We start from the raw sequence: 16,565 nt of genomic DNA, 5'->3' as shown, positions 1-16,565 counted from the left end.
GACCACCATAATAAGCAGATCCAGTTTGGGTCTGCTTTTTTTATGAAGAGCCAGCGAAGATCAAAAGTATTGCCACTAAGTTTTTCATCCTGTTATCCAAATGTAATCCAAGCGTATAAAATCTTTAATCGTCTTGTAATCCTATTCCTCGTAATTAGCTCCCGAAAAACGAACACGACTTGTTGCTTCGGCAAGGCGTTTCAGATTGGGGTAAAACCCGTCCGGGTGATCTGCTACTCCCGGATTGCGATCAGCAAAATCTGAGACACCAAACCAGGCAGCGGTCATTTAAAACTCGACCCAACAGGTTGAAATTTGAAAACAAGTTTATGGGATTTAAAAAACTTCTGCTGCCCGTATTAGGGGTAGTCTTTTCATTAGTGGCCTCGGCACAAACGGCAACAATAACCGGAAAGGTGACCGACGCGAAAACAAACGAAACCTTAATTGGCGCAACCATTTACCTGGACGGAACAAGCCAAGGAACCATCACTGATTTTGATGGCAACTACCGGCTCGACAATGTTCAGCCAGGAAGCTACACCTTGCGCTGTTCTTTTATCTCTTATGCACCCAAAAGCGTTGAACAACTGGTTTTGACTGCAGGACAAGAACTAACGCAGGATTTTGCGCTGGGAGAGTCAACCGTTGAAATTGAAGATGTTAAAGTCGTGGCCAAGGCCAATCGCGAGTCCGAAACCATGTTATTGATGGATCAAAAGGAGGCTGCGGTTATGAAAGAGTCCATCGGGGCTCAGCAGCTATCGGCTCAAGGCGTTTCTGATGCCGCTTCGGCAGCGACTAAAATCACGGGAGTAAGCAAGCAAGAAGGCGCCAAAACCTTGAATATTCGTGGGCTTGGCGATCGTTACAACTCGACAACCCTGAACGGATTACCTTTGCCATCAAACAATGCCGAAACTAAAAATATCGACTTGGGGCTTTTTGCCTCGGACGTGATTGGCTCGATTGGTGTTGAGAAGGTTGCTACCAGCCCGTTGTATGGAGATTTTGCCGGAGCCAATGTCGATATTGTCTCGAAAAAGTTCACCGGCGATGCTTTTCTGGAACTGGGTATCAAGTCAGGCTTAAACACCAGCGTATTGGATGCCGATCAATTTTACCTGCAGGATGGGCCCGGTTACCTGGGATTTGATAATTTCCAACAAACGCCCTCACTGGACACTTATGGGTTCGAAACTTCATGGAACCCAGTGGAGAAAACGGCCCTTCCCAACCTTGGTTTTTCACTTTCGGGAGGGAAATCATTCGAGCTATACAACTCCAAACTAAATGCCTTTTTCACGGCCTCATTCGATAATGATTACAGCTATTCCAACCTGATGCAACGACGCATTAACGGAAGTGATGATATTCGCAAAAACCTGCAAGGGGAGCAATTTGAATATGCCACGCAGACAACAGCCATGCTAAATCTGAATTGGGAACGCAAAAAATCAGATTTCTACTTCAATACCATGATGTTGAATTCATCCAACCAGGAGCTAAAAAACCTGAGAGGTTATATTAAAGATTTAGCAGAAGACAGCGCCTTAATTCAGCGTTCTGAGTTTGAACGAACCACTATCCTGGTGAACCAGTTGCTTGGAAAGCATGAACTGAATGAGCAATGGAGCATGAACTGGGGCATGTCGTTTAACCATGTAAAAAACTTAATTCCCGACCGCCGACACTTGTCGTTGAATGGTTTGGAAAACGGACGAGCGTACTTTACCGATGATAATGAGTCAGACAATTTCCGCTATTTCCATGAATTCACTGAGAACGAGTATGCGCTGAATTTGAGCACGGCTTACCGTTTTGGTGAAGGCTTGGGGAAAGCGGATCATCGGGGAACCCTGACCTTAGGCTACTCAGGAAAATACAAAGAACGTAATTTTGAAGCCACCCAATTTAACCATGATATCTACCGAAACCGGAACATTTTCAATCCTCCTCCGGGCGGTTACCTGGTGTATGTGGATGTAATGGACGTGGATGCTTTCCTGAATGATGCCAACCTGCAACGGGCCGATGGCTATGGCTTTTACCTAAAAACCTTCTTTGGAAACAGCATTCGCCCTTCAACTTACGATGGCAAGCAGTTTATCCATGCCGGCTTTGCCGATTTAAACTACCAGCTTTCACCGCAATTACAAGCAGTTTTGGGCTTGCGCCTTGAGCAAGTCAATCAAACCGTTGATTTCGTAACTGCTTTGGACACAAAGGGTGGCTCGGGTGAGTTTGACGACCTTCAGATACTTCCCAGCCTGTCGATGCGCTATACCTTGAATGACAAAAGCAATTTGCGCTTTGCGACCAGCAAAACATATGTGCTTCCTCAGTTTACAGAAATGGCACTGTTTCTATTCGAAGGAATTACTGAAACAACAGTGGGAAACCCTTACTTGTATCCAAGCAAGGTGTACAATGGCGATTTGAAATGGGAGCTTTTCCCACGTTCCGGAGAACTCCTCTCGGTTACCGCCTTCGGAAAATACATTTCCGATCCGATGAACCGCGTGGTGATGGCCTCCGCGTCAAACGATTTCACCTATGCCAACACAGGAGATTGGGCTTACTTGTACGGAGCTGAATTTGAGTTAAAGAAAGACCTGTGGAGCATAACCACCGGAAGCGGTTACCAAAAACTGTTTGCAACAGCCAACCTGACCCTAATGGAAACCAAACAAGACCTGAATGGCGAAAAGGTACGCGAAGAAACTAAAGATGCCAACGGAAACTCATTAATCAACACCAATTTCAACAAAGACGAAGATGTTTTGCAAGGAGCCGCACCCCTGCTGGCCAATGCCAGCCTGGGGTATAAAGTAAGCTGGGCAGAAGGCGCTAAATCAATCAGCTCATCCTTGGTTTATGGCTACGTATCCGATCGTTTATACCTGATTGGCTTCTCCTCTTTCGGAAACCAGGTCGACAAAGAAGTCCACACCTTGGACTATGTCCTTAAATCATCTTTCAACAAACTAGGCATAAGCCTTTCGGCAAAAAATATTCTAAACAGTGATATTGATCGCATGCAAGAGAATGCTTCAGGCGATCACTTAATCAGATCCTATAAACAAGGCGTAAAGCTTAGCATAGGTATTTCCTATCAATTTTAAATGAAAAAAATGAACCGATTACAATCATTAAATTTTAGAAAAATGAAAAATTTACTTTTAGTCGTATTCGCAATTTTGCTAGTGGCAGTAACAGGGTGTAATGAAGATGACCCAAGGCCAGAGAATCCACAAGAGAATTATGAACTTGAAGGTGAGGTGACAACTGATATGACTTTGGATGCATCCAATAAGTACACCTTGAATGGCGAGCTTATTGTAAGAGCAGGTGCTTCCTTGACAATTCCTGCGGGGACTGTAATTGAGGCTGTTGGCGGACAAGTTTCCTACATTGCCGTTGCGCAGGATGCAAAAATCTTTATTAACGGTACAGCCACGCAGCCAGTCGTAATGACTTCTGACGACAAAACGCCTGGATCTTGGGGTGGTTTGGTTATTTGCGGAAAAGCACCAACCAACAAATCAGATGCGTCAGCTGGAGCTGAAGTTTCAGGTCTTTCTTACGGAGGAACCGTAGCCGATGACAATTCAGGTGTTATCAAGTATTTACGTGTTGAATATACTGGTTTTAACTATACCGAAGAGAAGCAATTTAACGGTGTTTCCTTCTTTGGTGTTGGTTCTGGTACCGAAGTGGACTACGTTGTTTCTTACATGGGTAAAGACGACGGAATTGAGTTCTTTGGAGGTACCGTAAATGCTTCTCACTTGGTATCAGTAGGTAGCGACGACGATGGGATCGACTTTGCTGATGGCTGGTCAGGAACTGGAGAATACTGGGTTGCTTTGAACTCAACTAAATCTGGAATTGAAGGATCAAACAATGGCGACAATGGTGCTGCAACTCCAATGACTAACGCTACTTTAAGAAACCTGACTGTATACGGTATGGGTGAAAAACCTTTCTACCTGAAAGAAGGTGCCGGACAAGTAACAATTGACAACCTGGTAATTGGTGGTTTGGTTGATAGCAAAGAACAAGCGATATTCTACGCAGATAGCGACGATACGTATGCTGCTGCTCGCATTGCTGCAGGTGATGTTGTCGTTAACAATGTTCGTTTTGTTGATATGGCAGCTGGTCAAACCAAAGCTGTAGAAGGACTTACTTTTAACGAAAATTCAGAAGCTACCGGAGCTGGAAACGGAATTGAAAAGCCCGACTGGATGCCGGATGCATTGAACAAAGTCAATGAAACACTAAATGTTATTAATTAGTCGTTCGAGGAAAACGCAATAAACCAATACTACAATATTGAAGTTAAGCAGACTTCAATTCCCGTAAATTTGTGAGGCCCCGATTCTTTGAGTTGGGGCCTTTTCTATGAAGAGCACCCAACTGATTAATTAAACTTTAATCGATCTTTAATCTGCTCGTAATGATAGACCATTAGATTTGAAGTAGTTAAAAAAATAGCTGATAAGTCTAGATGGAATCTGCTTTTCTGATTCCAGATTATAGCAAATGATTTTTTAAACAACTAACACTTGAATCAAATGAAAGCATCGTTGCTGATCGTATTAATGTTTTTTGGATTGAGTTATTCCTTTGCTGCCGAGCGGGGAAACAACGAAAAAAATCAAGCTGAAAGCCAAGTATTAAGCCTGAAAGGGCAAGTTGTAGACCAGCAAACCAAAGAAGCTTTGGTAGGTGTTAAAGTGGTATTGGAGGGCACTAAAAAAGTTGCTTATACCGACTTTGACGGAAACTACCAGTTTGATAACATGAAAGCCGGCGAATACCAGTTGACTGCTTCATACATTTCGTACGAAAAAGCAACGGTTGAGCATGTTAAACCAAGTCTCAATAACGGTCCGGTGAATTTTAGTTTAAGAACAGCGAACTAACATTTTCTGACCGCTTCTATACTTAAGATTGACACCGCTTCTGAGAGCAGAAGCGGTTTTTTCATTTCTAGCCGATTGGGATCCTTTTCCTGTGCCGCTCATCGCTCCAACTTCAATCGTAAATTGTAATTGGCTAAATGGTCAATAACTTCATTCTCCTGTCAGCAATTGCTCACTAAAGCTTGACGTCCATTCAATCAAACGTTGGCTCTCCTGTTCCGAGAAAATTGCCTTGGGATGCATCAACTTATAAGACGTAATGGGCATCTTGCCATTTCTGATTTCCTTCCCCATATCTTCCAAGGCAGCAATTTTATCCAAAATCTCCATTTGGCCCCAATTGGAAAGATTCAGTTCTTCTTTCCCCTCAACAATATGGTTGTTGATAAACCAAGACACCGGCGCTACCTGGTGATACCACTGGTAGTTGGTTTGGTTGGAATGACAATCGAGGCAAGCCGACTTGAGCATGGCAGAAACATCCTCAGGGACTTGCTCCTGGTTGAACAGATGATTGGGGCTCTCAGTCGCTATATTCTTCTCCGGTTGGAAAAACTGAATGATAACTAAGCCCACAATGAATAGCAGGATTAGCAAACGAAAAGCAGTTCGCATAAACGTAATTCTTTAAGTTAAAACCTACTTTTTCAATAGTGCAGTACTTTCCTGCTTCACCCAGTTAATAAGCAGTTCCTTTTGGGCCTGAGTCAGTGCTTTTTCAGGTTTGTGCTCCAAAAACTTCTTCGGAGGCATCTCATTCTCTTCAATCGTTTCGCGAATGTGTTTTAAAGCGCCTAACTTTTGGGTAGCCGTCAACTGATCAAGCGTTTTAAAGTCCAGTTCCTCTTTGGCATCGTCATTACGCGAATCGGTGTTGTGGCACCCAAAACAAGAATTGTCAATCACCTTCTTGACATTCTCAGGCATGGTAATCACTTTCTTTTTATTCGATGGGGTTTCACTGGCCACGGCTAACTGCCCAATCATCAGAAATGCCATCAATAAGGCTGGAATCAGTTGAATTTTCTTCATGTTGTTTGTTTTATTTGGATTAGTAATGGTTGATTCAATGAGCTCATTTCTAAACAACGTGTAGGATGTTTTAAATGTTGAGTAGCTTGACTGAATATTTGTTAAACAAAACAAAAAAGCCCGGGTCCAATTGGATCCGGGATTATCATTGAAAAAAGTCTATTTACTAATTTTTTAGTCCACTGCGTTCAAGCAGGGCATCGACTGTTGGCTCTTGTCCACGGAATCGGATGTACAATTCCATTGGGTTTTCGCTACCACCTTTTTCAAGGATGTTGGTGCGGAAAGCTTTAGCCGTTTTCTGGTCAAAAATGCCATGTTCTTTGAAAGCTGCAAAAGCATCAGCATCCAATACTTCAGCCCATTTGTAGCTATAGTAACCTGAAGAGTAACCTCCGGCAAAAATATGGCTAAAGGCAGTACTCATCATGCTTCCTTCAACAGCTGGGAAAAGCTCGGTTGGCGCCATCGCTTTCGTTTCTACCTGAGCAACATCTTCTGTTAGTGGCAAAGCAATGGAGTGGAAAGCCATATCCAGCATACCAAAGCTTAGCTGACGCTCAGACATGTATCCTGATTGGAAGTTTTTAGCAGCCACAATCTTTTCAATCAACTCGGCTGGCAGTTTTTCACCCGTTTCATAATGAACAGCAAAACGATCCAACCATTCTTTTTCGTAAGCCCAGTTTTCATGCATTTGCGATGGCAACTCTACAAAGTCCCAAAATACATTGGTTCCCGAAGTGCTTTCGTACTGACACTGGCTCAACATACCGTGCAATCCGTGTCCAAACTCATGTAAGAAGGTCGTTACCTCATCAAAAGTAAGCAAGGAGGGTTTGGTATCTGTCGGCTTTGTAAAGTTGGTTACAATGCTCACATGTGGGCGAATGTCTTTTCCAGCCTCTTGCCATTGCCCGCGGAAATCAGTCATCCAGGCACCTGAGCGCTTGCCGTCACGTGGGAAGAAATCAAGGTAAAGCACGGAAAGGAATTTTCCATCAGCATCAAATACTTCGTAAGCCTTAACATCGGCATGATAAACCGGAATCGATTTGTTTTCTTTCAACTCAATGCCATACAGTGTTTTGGCCAAGTCGAACACTCCTCCAATCACATTTTCAAGCTTGAAGAAAGGTTTTACCTCTTCCTCGTTGAAACCATACCGAGCTTTTTTCAATTTTTCAGAATAATAGCTCCAGTCCCAACGTTGCAATTCGCCTTCAAATCCTTCTGAACGGGCAAAATCAACCACCTCGGCAAAGTCTTTCTCTGCAGCCGGACGAGAAGCTTCGTGCAAATCACTCAGGAATTCTTCGACACGCTCTGGTGTTTCGGCCATGCGGCGTTGCAAAGTGTAATCGGCATGTGATTCGTAACCCAGCAGTTTCGCTTTTTCCAACTTCAGATTAACAATCTGGTGAATAATTTCATTGTTATCGTATTCATTGCCTTTGTTGCCTTTGGTTGAAGCAGCACGATACATCTTTTCCCTCAACTCACGATTATCAGCATACTTCATGAAAGGAATGTAGCTTGGATACTGTAGTGTGAAAAGCCATCCTTCTTTCCCTTTTGACTGTGCAGTAAGCGCAGCTGCCTCTTTGGCAAAGTCAGGAAGTCCTGCCAAGTCATCCTCATTGGTAATGTGCATTTCAAACGCATTGGTTTCGGCCAGCACATTCTCTGAAAACTTCAGGCTTAACTTAGACAATTCCCCTGTAATTTCACGGTAACGAGCTTTATCAGCATCGTTCAGGTTAGCACCACTTCGAACAAATCCCAAGTAAGAATTTTCAAGCAAAGTAGTTTGCTCCGGATTCAAATTAAGTGAACTCTTTTGCTCGTAAACGGCTTTTACACGGGCAAACAAGTCGGGGTTCAACGAAATGTCGTTTCCAAACTCCGAAAGCATAGGCGCTACTTCCTGAGCAATTTTTTGAATATCCTCATTGGTTTCGGCCGAGTTCAAGTTGAAGAAAATCTTCCGGATTGTTGACAAACGGTCACCAGTTTTACTCATGGCAACCACGGTGTTCTCGAAGCTTGGTGCCTCCGAATTATCAATAATCGCTTGCACTTCGGCCCGGGCCTCCTCAATGGCTGCCTCAAAAGCAGGTACAAAATGTTCGCTCTTTATTTCATCAAACGGTGCTGTCTGATGAATATTGGTAAACGGCTTTAATAGCGGGTTCTTGCTGTTTTCTGCTTGCGTTGTCATCATAATCAATAAGACTAAGAGGGTGCTCAACACCCTGTAATTGTTTTTCATTCTCGTTCGTTTTAAGTTTCCAGTAATTTAATTTTATAGGATGTGTTGTAAGTTGTAACAGAATATTACAGAAAACTTTAAAAATAGTTCATCACCGTTTTCTTTTCTTCTTGCGCTTCTTCTTCTCAACCGACCAGCCAAACTTGCCAATGGGTTTCCCGAGCTTGAAGTAATGCCCGTGTGAATAGCATATCGGATCGGCTTGTTTGAGGCTGAAAGCGCCCGTTTCAGGGTCCAGGTATTGCTCATCAGCCATCACATTCACCACTTCGGAAATAAACATGTCGTGAGTGCCCAACGGTACAATTTCCTTTACGCGGCATTCAATGCTGATGGGCGCCTCTTCGATAATGGGCGTTTGGATGACACTTGCCGGAGCTGGTGTCAATCCCATTTCCTTCCATTTGTCGAACTTGCGGCCTGAGCGAACTCCACACCAATCCGTAGCCCGGGCCAGTTTCTCAGTGGTCAGGTTGATCACATACTCTCCGGTACGTTTGATAATTTCATAGGAATGTCGATTGGGCCTGACCGAAATATAGCACATCGGCGGGTCGCTGCAGATGGTACCTGTCCAGGCAATCGTAATCAGGTTGTATTCGTCGGGCGTAACGCCACAGCTAACCAACACTACGGGTAGTGGGTACACCATGGTTCCCGGTTTCCAATTGACTTTTGACATGCTTGTGTTTTCGTGCAAAGGTAAAAAAAGTCGGGGAACCCCTATTGAGGTCATCGCAGGAGTTGCCTGTCTGCTTCAAGTCCTATCCTGCACTTATTTCAAAACGATAAAACTAAAGCCACTTGTCTTTTCGAACTTGTTTCGGAATCTTTCGGTTTGGAATTAATGGAACAATCGGGGCCTTCTATTCCCTCGGCCAATCGGTATCTCCACAACAACAATTGCCCCCTCAACTGGCCAGTTTATCTATTCCAAGCAGGACTTTATCTCCTCCCCTTCGCCAATTTTTGATTTCAATTGGCAGAATTACCCCCTCATATCGTCATTTTTCTGATTCCCTAGCCTCAATTACTATCTCCTTTTGTCATTTCTTTGAAATAATTGGCAACACGAAGCTTCCCATCGGTTAATTCTCCAGAATAATCGGCAATAATGACCGTCCCCTTGGCAATTTCTCCTATTCAACTGGCCAAGTTTTTGCCCCCATTGCCATTTCTCTATGGCCATCAAAAAGTATCGAAGAATATGAGAAGCAGCTTGTAAGGCCAAATGATTTCGCGTATTTTAAGCCGAAAATTTGCGACCGAACTTTTAAACGAATCCTCATGAAAAAGCCAGCACTCGTCATTAATTCACTTTTATTGTTATCAGCAGCTTCCTGCACACCAACGATAACAGAAAATAAGCCCAACGTTTTACTCATTATGGCTGATGATATGGGCTATGAGTGTCTAAGCGCTTATGGTTCCACTTCCTATGCAACCCCGAATATCGACCAACTGGCTTCTGTTGGTGTGCGTTTTAGCAACTGTGTTTCGCAACCGCTTTGTACACCTTCGAGAGTTAAGATTATGACTGGCTTATACAACCATCGCAACTACGATTATTTTGGGCATTTAAACACCAATCAATACACCTTTGGTAACTTGATGCAGGATGCAGGCTATGCCACTTGCATTGCTGGCAAATGGCAGCTTAACGGAGCCTACCACAAAGATGAAATCCCAGATTGGAATGACAATACCAAGCCCAATCAATTCGGATTTGATGAATACTGTTTGTGGCAATTGACAAAGGCGGGAAGCGAAGGAGGCCGATATGCTCACCCCTTGATTGAGCAAAATGGACAGGTGCTAGAAACATCAGCTGAGGATTATGGACCAGACATCTTTGCAAACTATATCCTGGATTTTATGGTACGAAATCAGGAGAAACCATTTTTTGTTTACTATCCCATGGTGTTGGTCCACGATCCTTTTGTTCCCACACCCGATTCGGAAGATTGGTCAAATGAAACGCTACGCAATAAAAATGACACCGCCTACTTTAGGGATATGGTTGCTTATACCGACAAGATTGTCGGGAAACTAACCGATAAGCTGAAAGAGCTCAATCTGTATGAGAACACCTTGGTAATTTTTACCGGAGACAATGGAACGCATCCCACCATCTACTCCAAACTGGCGACAGAAACCATACAAGGCGGAAAAGGGAATACGATTGATGCGGGGACTCATGTTCCGCTGGTTATTTCCTGGCCCCAAGCAATTAAAAAGGGATTCACCTATGAAAACCTCATTGAATTCAGCGACTTCTTCCCTACGTTGGCTGACGTTGCCGGGAAAGCAGTTGAAACGGATGGCAAGAGCTTTTATCCCCTGTTAACCGGGAAAAACAATGAAGCAAGAGAAACCGCTTTTGTTCACTATGATCCTCAGTGGGGCAAGAATGTCAATCGCTATCGCAATCAGTTTGTCCGGACGCTTGATTATAAGCTGTATCAAGATGGCAAATTTTACAACCTAACTCAAGATCATCTCGAAAAGCATCCGTTGAATACCGATTCATTGAGCCAAAATGAACGCCAGATTAGAACCAAGCTGGAACAAGAACTCAAAAAGCATCCGAGATTGAGCAGTAACTAAGAGCACTTGTATCAGGTACATCTCCTTTTTTCTCATTCAATGACTACTTTTACTACTAAGGCTTTTTGCTAGTAACTGAAAAGCAACCATTTGCCATCGACAACCATCTTGTTAACAAAAGGTATCATGAAAAAATTAGTTACCCTTAGTTTAATTCTTTTCACCCTTGGTTGTCAAAAAACGGATATGGACATTGATTATTCCTTGCCAACTCCGGAAGGCCTGGTTCATTGGGATATTTTAAAGGTCGAAGGCGAGCATTCAGTTAGCCTGAATGACACCCTATTTCTCGATGTTTACTGTCCTCGAACAACTAGCTGCGATTATATTTCTCAGTTATTACCCAACGAACATGGAAACAGGATTCTAATTAAAGCCTTTGGAAATAGTAGAAAAAACTCACCTTGCCTCATGTTTGCCTTTCCACAAGTATTGCCCTACGAGTTTGTCCCCAAAAACAGAGGTCATTTTTCATTGGATTTTATCAAAAAAGACCATACAATCATTAGATTTGATGTCAACGTATATTAAGAATTAACAAAAATAGATTCACCCTATAGATGAAACAAGCAATCGTCCATATTGCATTGGTCATAAAGGATTACGACGATGCCATCGAATTTTACACCCAAAAACTAAACTTCGAATTAATTGAAGATACCTATCAACCAGAGCAAGACAAACGCTGGGTAGTTATTGCACCTCCAGGATCGGTCGGAACGACAATCTTACTGGCTAAAGCCTCGAAACCGATACAAGAAGATTTTATTGGCAATCAAACAGGAGGAAGGGTGTTTCTCTTCCTGAATTCGGATGATTTTTGGAGAGACTACAACGACATGATTTCAACAGGGATTGAGTTTGTAAGAGCACCCAAGCAAGCCGATTATGGGATGGTGGCTGTTTTCAAAGATTTATATGGAAACTTGTGGGACCTCCTGCAGCTGAACGAGGATCACCCGATTGCCAGGCGAATGGCTTAAGCTATTTAACCGTTGGCGCGGAAGGAGTAAATGAAAAAGCGATTGAGGGGAAACTTCAACCGCTTTTTTATTCTCTCTATTATTCAGAAGAGTGAAAATATCTTCCTTTTTTTGTCACAAAGAGGCATCTGAAACAGACATATGTTATAAAAGGCCAATCTTTGAACAATTTCGATACGATATATAAAGAAAACTATAAAAGGATGTTTGGTGTCGCCCTTAAAATGGTTAACGACAAAGATGTCGTTTGTGACATTCTTCAAGATGTCTTTGTGTACTATTTTCAGAAATCTCAGAATGGAAGCACGATTAACCAGCCTGGAAGCTGGCTTATCCGGGCAACCATCAATAAGTGCATTGACTATTCAAAGTCCCGGAAAAAGTATACCAAAATTGAAGGTATTGATCCAATTTCGGAAGGACAAGACCCAATTGATCGAAAGCAGGATCAAGCAATCATCACCTTGGCTTTATCGAAACTAAAACCCCAAGAAAAGACATTGGCCCTCTTGTACAGCGAAGGGATGTCTTATAAAGAAATCGCTGAAATTTCAGGGATTAAACTATCCTCTGTAGGAAAGATGCTAGCGCGAACGATAAAAAAGCTAGACAAAATTTTAGAAAAAATGAATTATGAAATGTATTAGCGAAGAGTTAATTCAGAAATACATCGATAATGAAGCCACTGCGATAGAGCAGAAATACGTCACCAATCATCTTACTGGTTGCCCACAATGTGTTGAGCAAATCGAAGAGATGCGCAAAAAGGCCAACCAGTTTAAACAGTTGGTTGGATTAATCGATGAAGAAAACATTGAGATTCCAAGCTTTGTAAGGCCAGCAAGTCAACATCGGTTTTTGCACCCCAGCACCAGACAGCTTATTTATGGCCTGTCTGCAGCCTGTATTCTTGTGTTATTCCTGTTGATTTCGCCTAAAAAAGAAGAAAAAGTAGAACTGGTGTATTCCTATGATCTGGAAAGTGAGTTCAACGCAAATTTGCCGATTTCAGAGCAAGATATGGAGTTTAAAATTACAGATTCGGAAGGTAAGCTTATCCAATATTAAATAAGAAAACCAATGACGATTGGTTAGTCCCAAATAAAAAAGATGAAACGAACGTGCTCTTCGTTCAGCTCATGATCTGATAACGATTAAAAAAATACATCATGAAAAAATATGTAATTATTCTTGCCCTGGCCCTATTCCAGTTAAGTTCATTAGCCCAGGATTTGATAAGCAAATACAAGACAGGAACGATAAAACTGGTGCAAGATACTGAATTTGCACAAGGCAACGATTGGAATACGGTTTTCCGCTCTTATTATGACACCTTGTACAATCGCCCTATGGGCATGCGAAAATCGCTGGTTGTATTACCCGATGGCTCCGTGATTGTTAACCACGCCTATCGTAATTATCGCACAAAGTTTTCGCCTTCGGGAGCCTATGAGAAAGAGTTTGAACTTGAGAAAGCCGGACACAAGGCAGTTATGGGCGTAATTAACGGAAATACCCTATTTACAGGTTTAAACAACATGGGCAAGATGACTTGCACCGATTTCGATGGCAAGTACAAAAAAACATTGACTCTGGATTATATGACGAAAGACATTATTGCCTTGAACAATGGAAGCTTTGCTGTTGTTGGATGGGTGCTATGGGCAGAGAAAATCCGTTCTTTTGTAGCAATTGTAGATTACGATACCAACGAAGAAAAAGTAATTTGGGAGGACTTTATTGACCGCAATATCTCAAGTAGCGGAAAGCATTTAAACAAACGCCAGCCCTTTAATTATCAAGCAACATTGAAAGGAGGAGGTATAGTTTCTTACACCACCATGCCCTATTCAAAAAGTACAGGCAAAGGACTTCCGCCACAAATAGCGACAGTTAACAACGAGTTGTTGGTTGCCATTCCCAATACGGGAGAACTATTTGTCTATGATCTAAATGGAAACTTAAAATCAAAAACCAAGGTTAATTGGGGCAACAATACCATCTCTGTTGAAGAACAAAAAGCAATCCAACAAAAAGCAATCCAACGTTATCAAGCCTATCTTGAAAGTGGCGAGGAAATGGTGCAAAAAAATAGGGACGCTTTCAAACAAATCATTGTAGAGATGCAAGACGATTTGCAAAAAATAAATACCCCTATAGAGAAACCATCCTTTTCCAATATCATCAAGGATTCCGACGGAAACATCTTGTTTTTTGAAATTCCCGCAGAAAAAGATGCCAATGTCTTTCACGTGTGGGTCTATAATCAAGGAGGAAAATTTGTCGCCAAATGCCAGTTTGTTTGTGACGAATATGAACTCAATATAAGCGCCTCTAAAATGGTTTTCCACAATGGATATATCTACAGCCTGCAGCGTCTAAAAGAAGCCAAAGGGAATCCCCTTCGCTTAGTTCGCTTTAAGGTAGAAGGAGCTTAATTTCAATTAACTTACCAAACCTAACGATCAAAAAAGGCATCCTTCGAGATGCCTTTTTCTATGTTATCAGTTGCTTGTCTTAGCGTGTCATTTCATCATAAATGGCATCTAACAAGCTGTTTTCTTCAGTTGTGTCGTCACCCAAGTGCCAGAACATAATTCCTCCCAGATTTTTGTCGATCGCATAGCGGCTCTTCATTTTTAGCGAGGTGCTATCGTCATACGAGAAGAAGATACTGTCTTTCGCACTGTACAGGTAAGGCGCTTCAGCTACCGGGTCCCAATGGCGAACGTAGCCATTTTTGTTTTCATACTTGTCGCGCATAAGCGAGTAAGAAGCCCAGTTGATGAAAATTCCTTGGTTGGGCTGGTAAAGACCATTGTTCTCAGGTGGCACACCTTTCCATCCACGTCCGTAGAAAGCAGCTCCCAGCACAATTTTAGAAGGCTCAATACCAAGCTCAATGCAATAGTCAACAATAAACTCGGTGGAACGTGGCGTCCAGTTTTCCATATCAAAATCCGGATCAGCCTTGTAGGCTTCCATCATCGGAGTTCCTTCCAGGTCTTCTTTTGTAACCAGCCCCAAGTTGGTATGGTGACCAGTAAACGGATTGGCTCCTGTTGTTAAGTCGTAAGTCATGATGTTCATGTAATCGACATACTTCATCACCTCAAGAGTCTCAATATGGTCGTAATACTTGGCCCATCCGGCTGACGCAAACGAAAGAATTAAATCTTCATCAATGTTATCCATTGCTTCGCGAAGCTCTTTAACCAGCGAAGTAAAGTTGGGCGTATCTTCCGGGCCATAAGGGTTGTTATCTCCGGGCAAAGCAGGATATTCCCAGTCAAGGTCAATTCCATCAATTTTGTACGTGTTAATGAAGTCAACGGTGCTATCCACAAATTTTTTGCGCGATTCAGGAGTTGCAGCCATTTCCGAAAATCCTTTACTGCCAACCCAGCCTCCGCAGGCAACCATCACTTTCAGCTCCGGATGGTTTTCCTTTTGAGCAACCAAGCGGTGAAGTTGATCAGCGCTAAATGCAGTTGGAAATTTCATCTCGCCGTCCAACACTTCGGTAAACGAAAAAATGATGTGCGTTAACTTGTCTAGTGGAAGTTTTTCAATCTGTGCATCTTCTCCTGCAAAATAATAACCCATAATCACGCGAGCAGGCTTTGCTGCTTGCTCTGTGCTTGGCGTACAGGCCATCGCTGTTGCGAGAATTGCAAAACAAAAAATAGCGATTAATTTGTTCATGTTGAAGTATTTGAGTTTGTAATCTAAAATTAGTGATTTTGAAAGACAACGGCCTCATCCAGCGGCTGTCCCTATTTTTTTATACGTGCTTTTAGTGCATATACCATCGGCAATTTTCGGTCCAGGTGAGCAATCCGGAACTTGCCCGGTTCTGCTTCCGCTGTGTTGTTAAAGCAGTTGTAAGGCGAATAATCGAACTCATCCAGCGCAGTTATCTCCAGCTGGCTGCGAAGCAAGGCATTCACCACTTCGCTGATCGGATGGTTCCAACTTACCGTGTCCTGTTGAATGTCGGCATCCCGATCGGCATAAGTACCCGTTTCAGTTTCAACGATGGTCTCAGTATTGAAATAACTGTAAGCAATGGACTTAAACTGATCGTCAAACATCCAAACCACAGGATGAAACTCGACAAACAGAAACTGCCCATCGGGCTTCAAAAATTGCCGAACAATTTGAGCCCACCGATCCAAATCCGGCAGCCAGCCAATGGTTCCATAGCTGGTAAATACCAAGTCGAACTCTTCGTTAAGGTACTGAGGTAAATCGTAGATGTTGCAACAAATAAAACGGGCATCAAGCTGGGTTGCTGCCGCCAGTTTATTGGCCTGATCAATGGCTTTATCCGAAAAGTCAACCCCGGTAACCTGCGCTCCCAGCCGAGCCAGCGAAAGGGTATCCATTCCGAAGTGACACTGCAAATGAAGCACCCGCTTCCCAGAAAGATCGCCCAGCCTTTCCAGCTCAATGGAGTTGAGTGATGACTGGCCTGTCAGAAAACTTTTCAAATCATAAAAGTCTGATTGAACGTGGGCTTCCGTCCGATTATTCCACGATTGCTTATTGATGTCAATGTAATTTTCTGCTGGCTTCATTTTACAATGCGTCTTATTTTGCTGCGAAGATATGAAAACTGGGGAAATGGGGGAATCAATCCGTCAGAAGTGGAATTGAAAGTTAAAACTGGTGACTTCAAATCAACCAAAAAATAACTGATTCCAACAGTCTATTTACGATTTTCAGCGATTTAGTATC

The 16,565-nt window shown here is 42.8% G+C and carries 16 protein-coding genes; 9 read left to right on the top strand and 7 right to left on the bottom strand.

The features are described 5' to 3' along the window. Positions 1-141 precede the first annotated feature (141 nt). Positions 142-288: a hypothetical protein gene (locus tag BM156_RS20655; RefSeq protein ID WP_170846837.1), complete on the bottom strand. Its 147-nt coding sequence runs from the start codon at positions 286-288 to the stop codon at positions 142-144. Positions 289-329: 41 nt separating this feature from the next. Between BM156_RS20655 and BM156_RS02640 the strand changes: the two genes are divergently transcribed. The 3 genes from BM156_RS02640 to BM156_RS02630 all read left to right on the top strand — a co-directional run bounded on the left by BM156_RS02640 (position 330) and on the right by BM156_RS02630 (position 4,931). Next, entirely contained in the window at positions 330-3,125 is a 2,796-nt protein-coding gene (locus tag BM156_RS02640) for a TonB-dependent receptor (RefSeq protein WP_093918265.1), read from the top strand. Positions 3,126-3,167: 42 nt separating this feature from the next. Beyond that, positions 3,168-4,301 (top strand): hypothetical protein, encoded by a 1,134-nt coding sequence (locus BM156_RS02635; RefSeq protein ID WP_139218190.1) that lies wholly within the window; start codon positions 3,168-3,170, stop codon positions 4,299-4,301. A 279-nt stretch (positions 4,302-4,580) separates the two neighbouring features. After that, positions 4,581-4,931 carry a carboxypeptidase-like regulatory domain-containing protein gene (locus BM156_RS02630; RefSeq protein ID WP_093918263.1) on the top strand — a complete coding sequence of 117 codons (351 nt, stop codon included), beginning with the start codon at positions 4,581-4,583 and terminating at the stop codon, positions 4,929-4,931. Between the two features lie 150 nt (positions 4,932-5,081). Here the strand turns inward: BM156_RS02630 and BM156_RS02625 are convergent, their stop codons facing one another. From BM156_RS02625 to BM156_RS02610, 4 genes are all read right to left on the bottom strand, one after another. Further along, complete coding sequence (locus BM156_RS02625) at positions 5,082-5,546, bottom strand: heme-binding domain-containing protein (RefSeq protein WP_093918262.1); 465 nt, start codon at positions 5,544-5,546, stop codon at positions 5,082-5,084. Between the two features lie 24 nt (positions 5,547-5,570). Further along, the gene (locus tag BM156_RS02620; RefSeq protein ID WP_139218189.1) at positions 5,571-5,963 is read right to left on the bottom strand and encodes a heme-binding domain-containing protein; all 393 of its coding nucleotides are present in this window, start codon (positions 5,961-5,963) and stop codon (positions 5,571-5,573) included. Between the two features lie 166 nt (positions 5,964-6,129). Continuing rightward, positions 6,130-8,235, bottom strand: a complete 2,106-nt coding sequence (locus tag BM156_RS02615; protein WP_093918260.1) for a M3 family metallopeptidase — start codon at positions 8,233-8,235, stop codon at positions 6,130-6,132. A gap of 91 nt (positions 8,236-8,326) precedes the next feature. Beyond that, complete coding sequence (locus BM156_RS02610; RefSeq protein ID WP_093918259.1) at positions 8,327-8,917, bottom strand: flavin reductase family protein; 591 nt, start codon at positions 8,915-8,917, stop codon at positions 8,327-8,329. Between the two features lie 605 nt (positions 8,918-9,522). On the opposite strand from BM156_RS02610, the gene BM156_RS02605 reads away from it, so the two are divergent. The 6 genes from BM156_RS02605 to BM156_RS02580 all read left to right on the top strand — a co-directional run bounded on the left by BM156_RS02605 (position 9,523) and on the right by BM156_RS02580 (position 14,263). Continuing rightward, the gene (locus BM156_RS02605) at positions 9,523-10,842 is read left to right on the top strand and encodes a sulfatase family protein (protein WP_093918258.1); all 1,320 of its coding nucleotides are present in this window, start codon (positions 9,523-9,525) and stop codon (positions 10,840-10,842) included. A gap of 126 nt (positions 10,843-10,968) precedes the next feature. Beyond that, positions 10,969-11,373 (top strand): hypothetical protein, encoded by a 405-nt coding sequence (locus BM156_RS02600; protein ID WP_139218188.1) that lies wholly within the window; start codon positions 10,969-10,971, stop codon positions 11,371-11,373. Positions 11,374-11,402: 29 nt separating this feature from the next. Beyond that, positions 11,403-11,825 carry a VOC family protein gene (locus tag BM156_RS02595; RefSeq protein WP_093918256.1) on the top strand — a complete coding sequence of 141 codons (423 nt, stop codon included), beginning with the start codon at positions 11,403-11,405 and terminating at the stop codon, positions 11,823-11,825. A gap of 161 nt (positions 11,826-11,986) precedes the next feature. Next, positions 11,987-12,472 (top strand): RNA polymerase sigma factor, encoded by a 486-nt coding sequence (locus BM156_RS02590; protein ID WP_139218187.1) that lies wholly within the window; start codon positions 11,987-11,989, stop codon positions 12,470-12,472. Next, a complete protein-coding gene (locus BM156_RS02585) occupies positions 12,459-12,893 on the top strand; it encodes an anti-sigma factor family protein (protein WP_093918254.1) in 435 nt (144 codons plus the stop codon). The genes BM156_RS02590 and BM156_RS02585 overlap by 14 nt, the downstream gene beginning before the upstream one ends. Before the next feature lie 101 nt (positions 12,894-12,994). Beyond that, a complete protein-coding gene (locus BM156_RS02580; protein WP_093918253.1) occupies positions 12,995-14,263 on the top strand; it encodes a hypothetical protein in 1,269 nt (422 codons plus the stop codon). 79 nt (positions 14,264-14,342) lie between these two features. On the opposite strand, the gene BM156_RS02575 is transcribed toward BM156_RS02580, so the two are convergent. Both BM156_RS02575 and BM156_RS02570 read right to left on the bottom strand, forming a co-directional pair. Next, a complete protein-coding gene (locus tag BM156_RS02575; protein ID WP_212733389.1) occupies positions 14,343-15,530 on the bottom strand; it encodes a glycoside hydrolase family 18 protein in 1,188 nt (395 codons plus the stop codon). Positions 15,531-15,601: 71 nt separating this feature from the next. Further along, positions 15,602-16,405 (bottom strand): class I SAM-dependent methyltransferase, encoded by an 804-nt coding sequence (locus tag BM156_RS02570; protein ID WP_093918252.1) that lies wholly within the window; start codon positions 16,403-16,405, stop codon positions 15,602-15,604. Positions 16,406-16,565: the final 160 nt, after the last annotated feature.

This window comes from Sunxiuqinia elliptica (genome assembly GCF_900113005.1).
Lineage (GTDB): Bacteria > Bacteroidota > Bacteroidia > Bacteroidales > Prolixibacteraceae > Sunxiuqinia > Sunxiuqinia elliptica.
Note: the sequence above shows the minus strand (reverse complement) of the source record. Positions and strands in the feature narration are given on the sequence as shown.

Bases quoted from the DNA above. Each gene is read 5' to 3' on its own strand.
- BM156_RS02640 (WP_093918265.1), top strand. From the start codon at position 330: ATGGGATTTAAAAAACTTCTGCTGCCCGTATTAGGGGTAGTCTTTTCA.
- BM156_RS02575 (WP_212733389.1), bottom strand. From the start codon at position 15,530: ATGAACAAATTAATCGCTATTTTTTGTTTTGCAATTCTCGCAACAGCG.
- BM156_RS02595 (WP_093918256.1), top strand. From the start codon at position 11,403: ATGAAACAAGCAATCGTCCATATTGCATTGGTCATAAAGGATTACGAC.
- BM156_RS02615 (WP_093918260.1), bottom strand. From the start codon at position 8,235: ATGAAAAACAATTACAGGGTGTTGAGCACCCTCTTAGTCTTATTGATT.
- BM156_RS02600 (WP_139218188.1), top strand. From the start codon at position 10,969: ATGAAAAAATTAGTTACCCTTAGTTTAATTCTTTTCACCCTTGGTTGT.
- BM156_RS02580 (WP_093918253.1), top strand. From the start codon at position 12,995: ATGAAAAAATATGTAATTATTCTTGCCCTGGCCCTATTCCAGTTAAGT.
- BM156_RS02630 (WP_093918263.1), top strand. From the start codon at position 4,581: ATGAAAGCATCGTTGCTGATCGTATTAATGTTTTTTGGATTGAGTTAT.
- BM156_RS02625 (WP_093918262.1), bottom strand. From the start codon at position 5,546: ATGCGAACTGCTTTTCGTTTGCTAATCCTGCTATTCATTGTGGGCTTA.
- BM156_RS02610 (WP_093918259.1), bottom strand. From the start codon at position 8,917: ATGTCAAAAGTCAATTGGAAACCGGGAACCATGGTGTACCCACTACCC.
- BM156_RS02635 (WP_139218190.1), top strand. From the start codon at position 3,168: ATGAAAAATTTACTTTTAGTCGTATTCGCAATTTTGCTAGTGGCAGTA.
- BM156_RS02570 (WP_093918252.1), bottom strand. From the start codon at position 16,405: ATGAAGCCAGCAGAAAATTACATTGACATCAATAAGCAATCGTGGAAT.
- BM156_RS02620 (WP_139218189.1), bottom strand. From the start codon at position 5,963: ATGAAGAAAATTCAACTGATTCCAGCCTTATTGATGGCATTTCTGATG.
- BM156_RS02585 (WP_093918254.1), top strand. From the start codon at position 12,459: ATGAAATGTATTAGCGAAGAGTTAATTCAGAAATACATCGATAATGAA.
- BM156_RS20655 (WP_170846837.1), bottom strand. From the start codon at position 288: ATGACCGCTGCCTGGTTTGGTGTCTCAGATTTTGCTGATCGCAATCCG.
- BM156_RS02605 (WP_093918258.1), top strand. From the start codon at position 9,523: ATGAAAAAGCCAGCACTCGTCATTAATTCACTTTTATTGTTATCAGCA.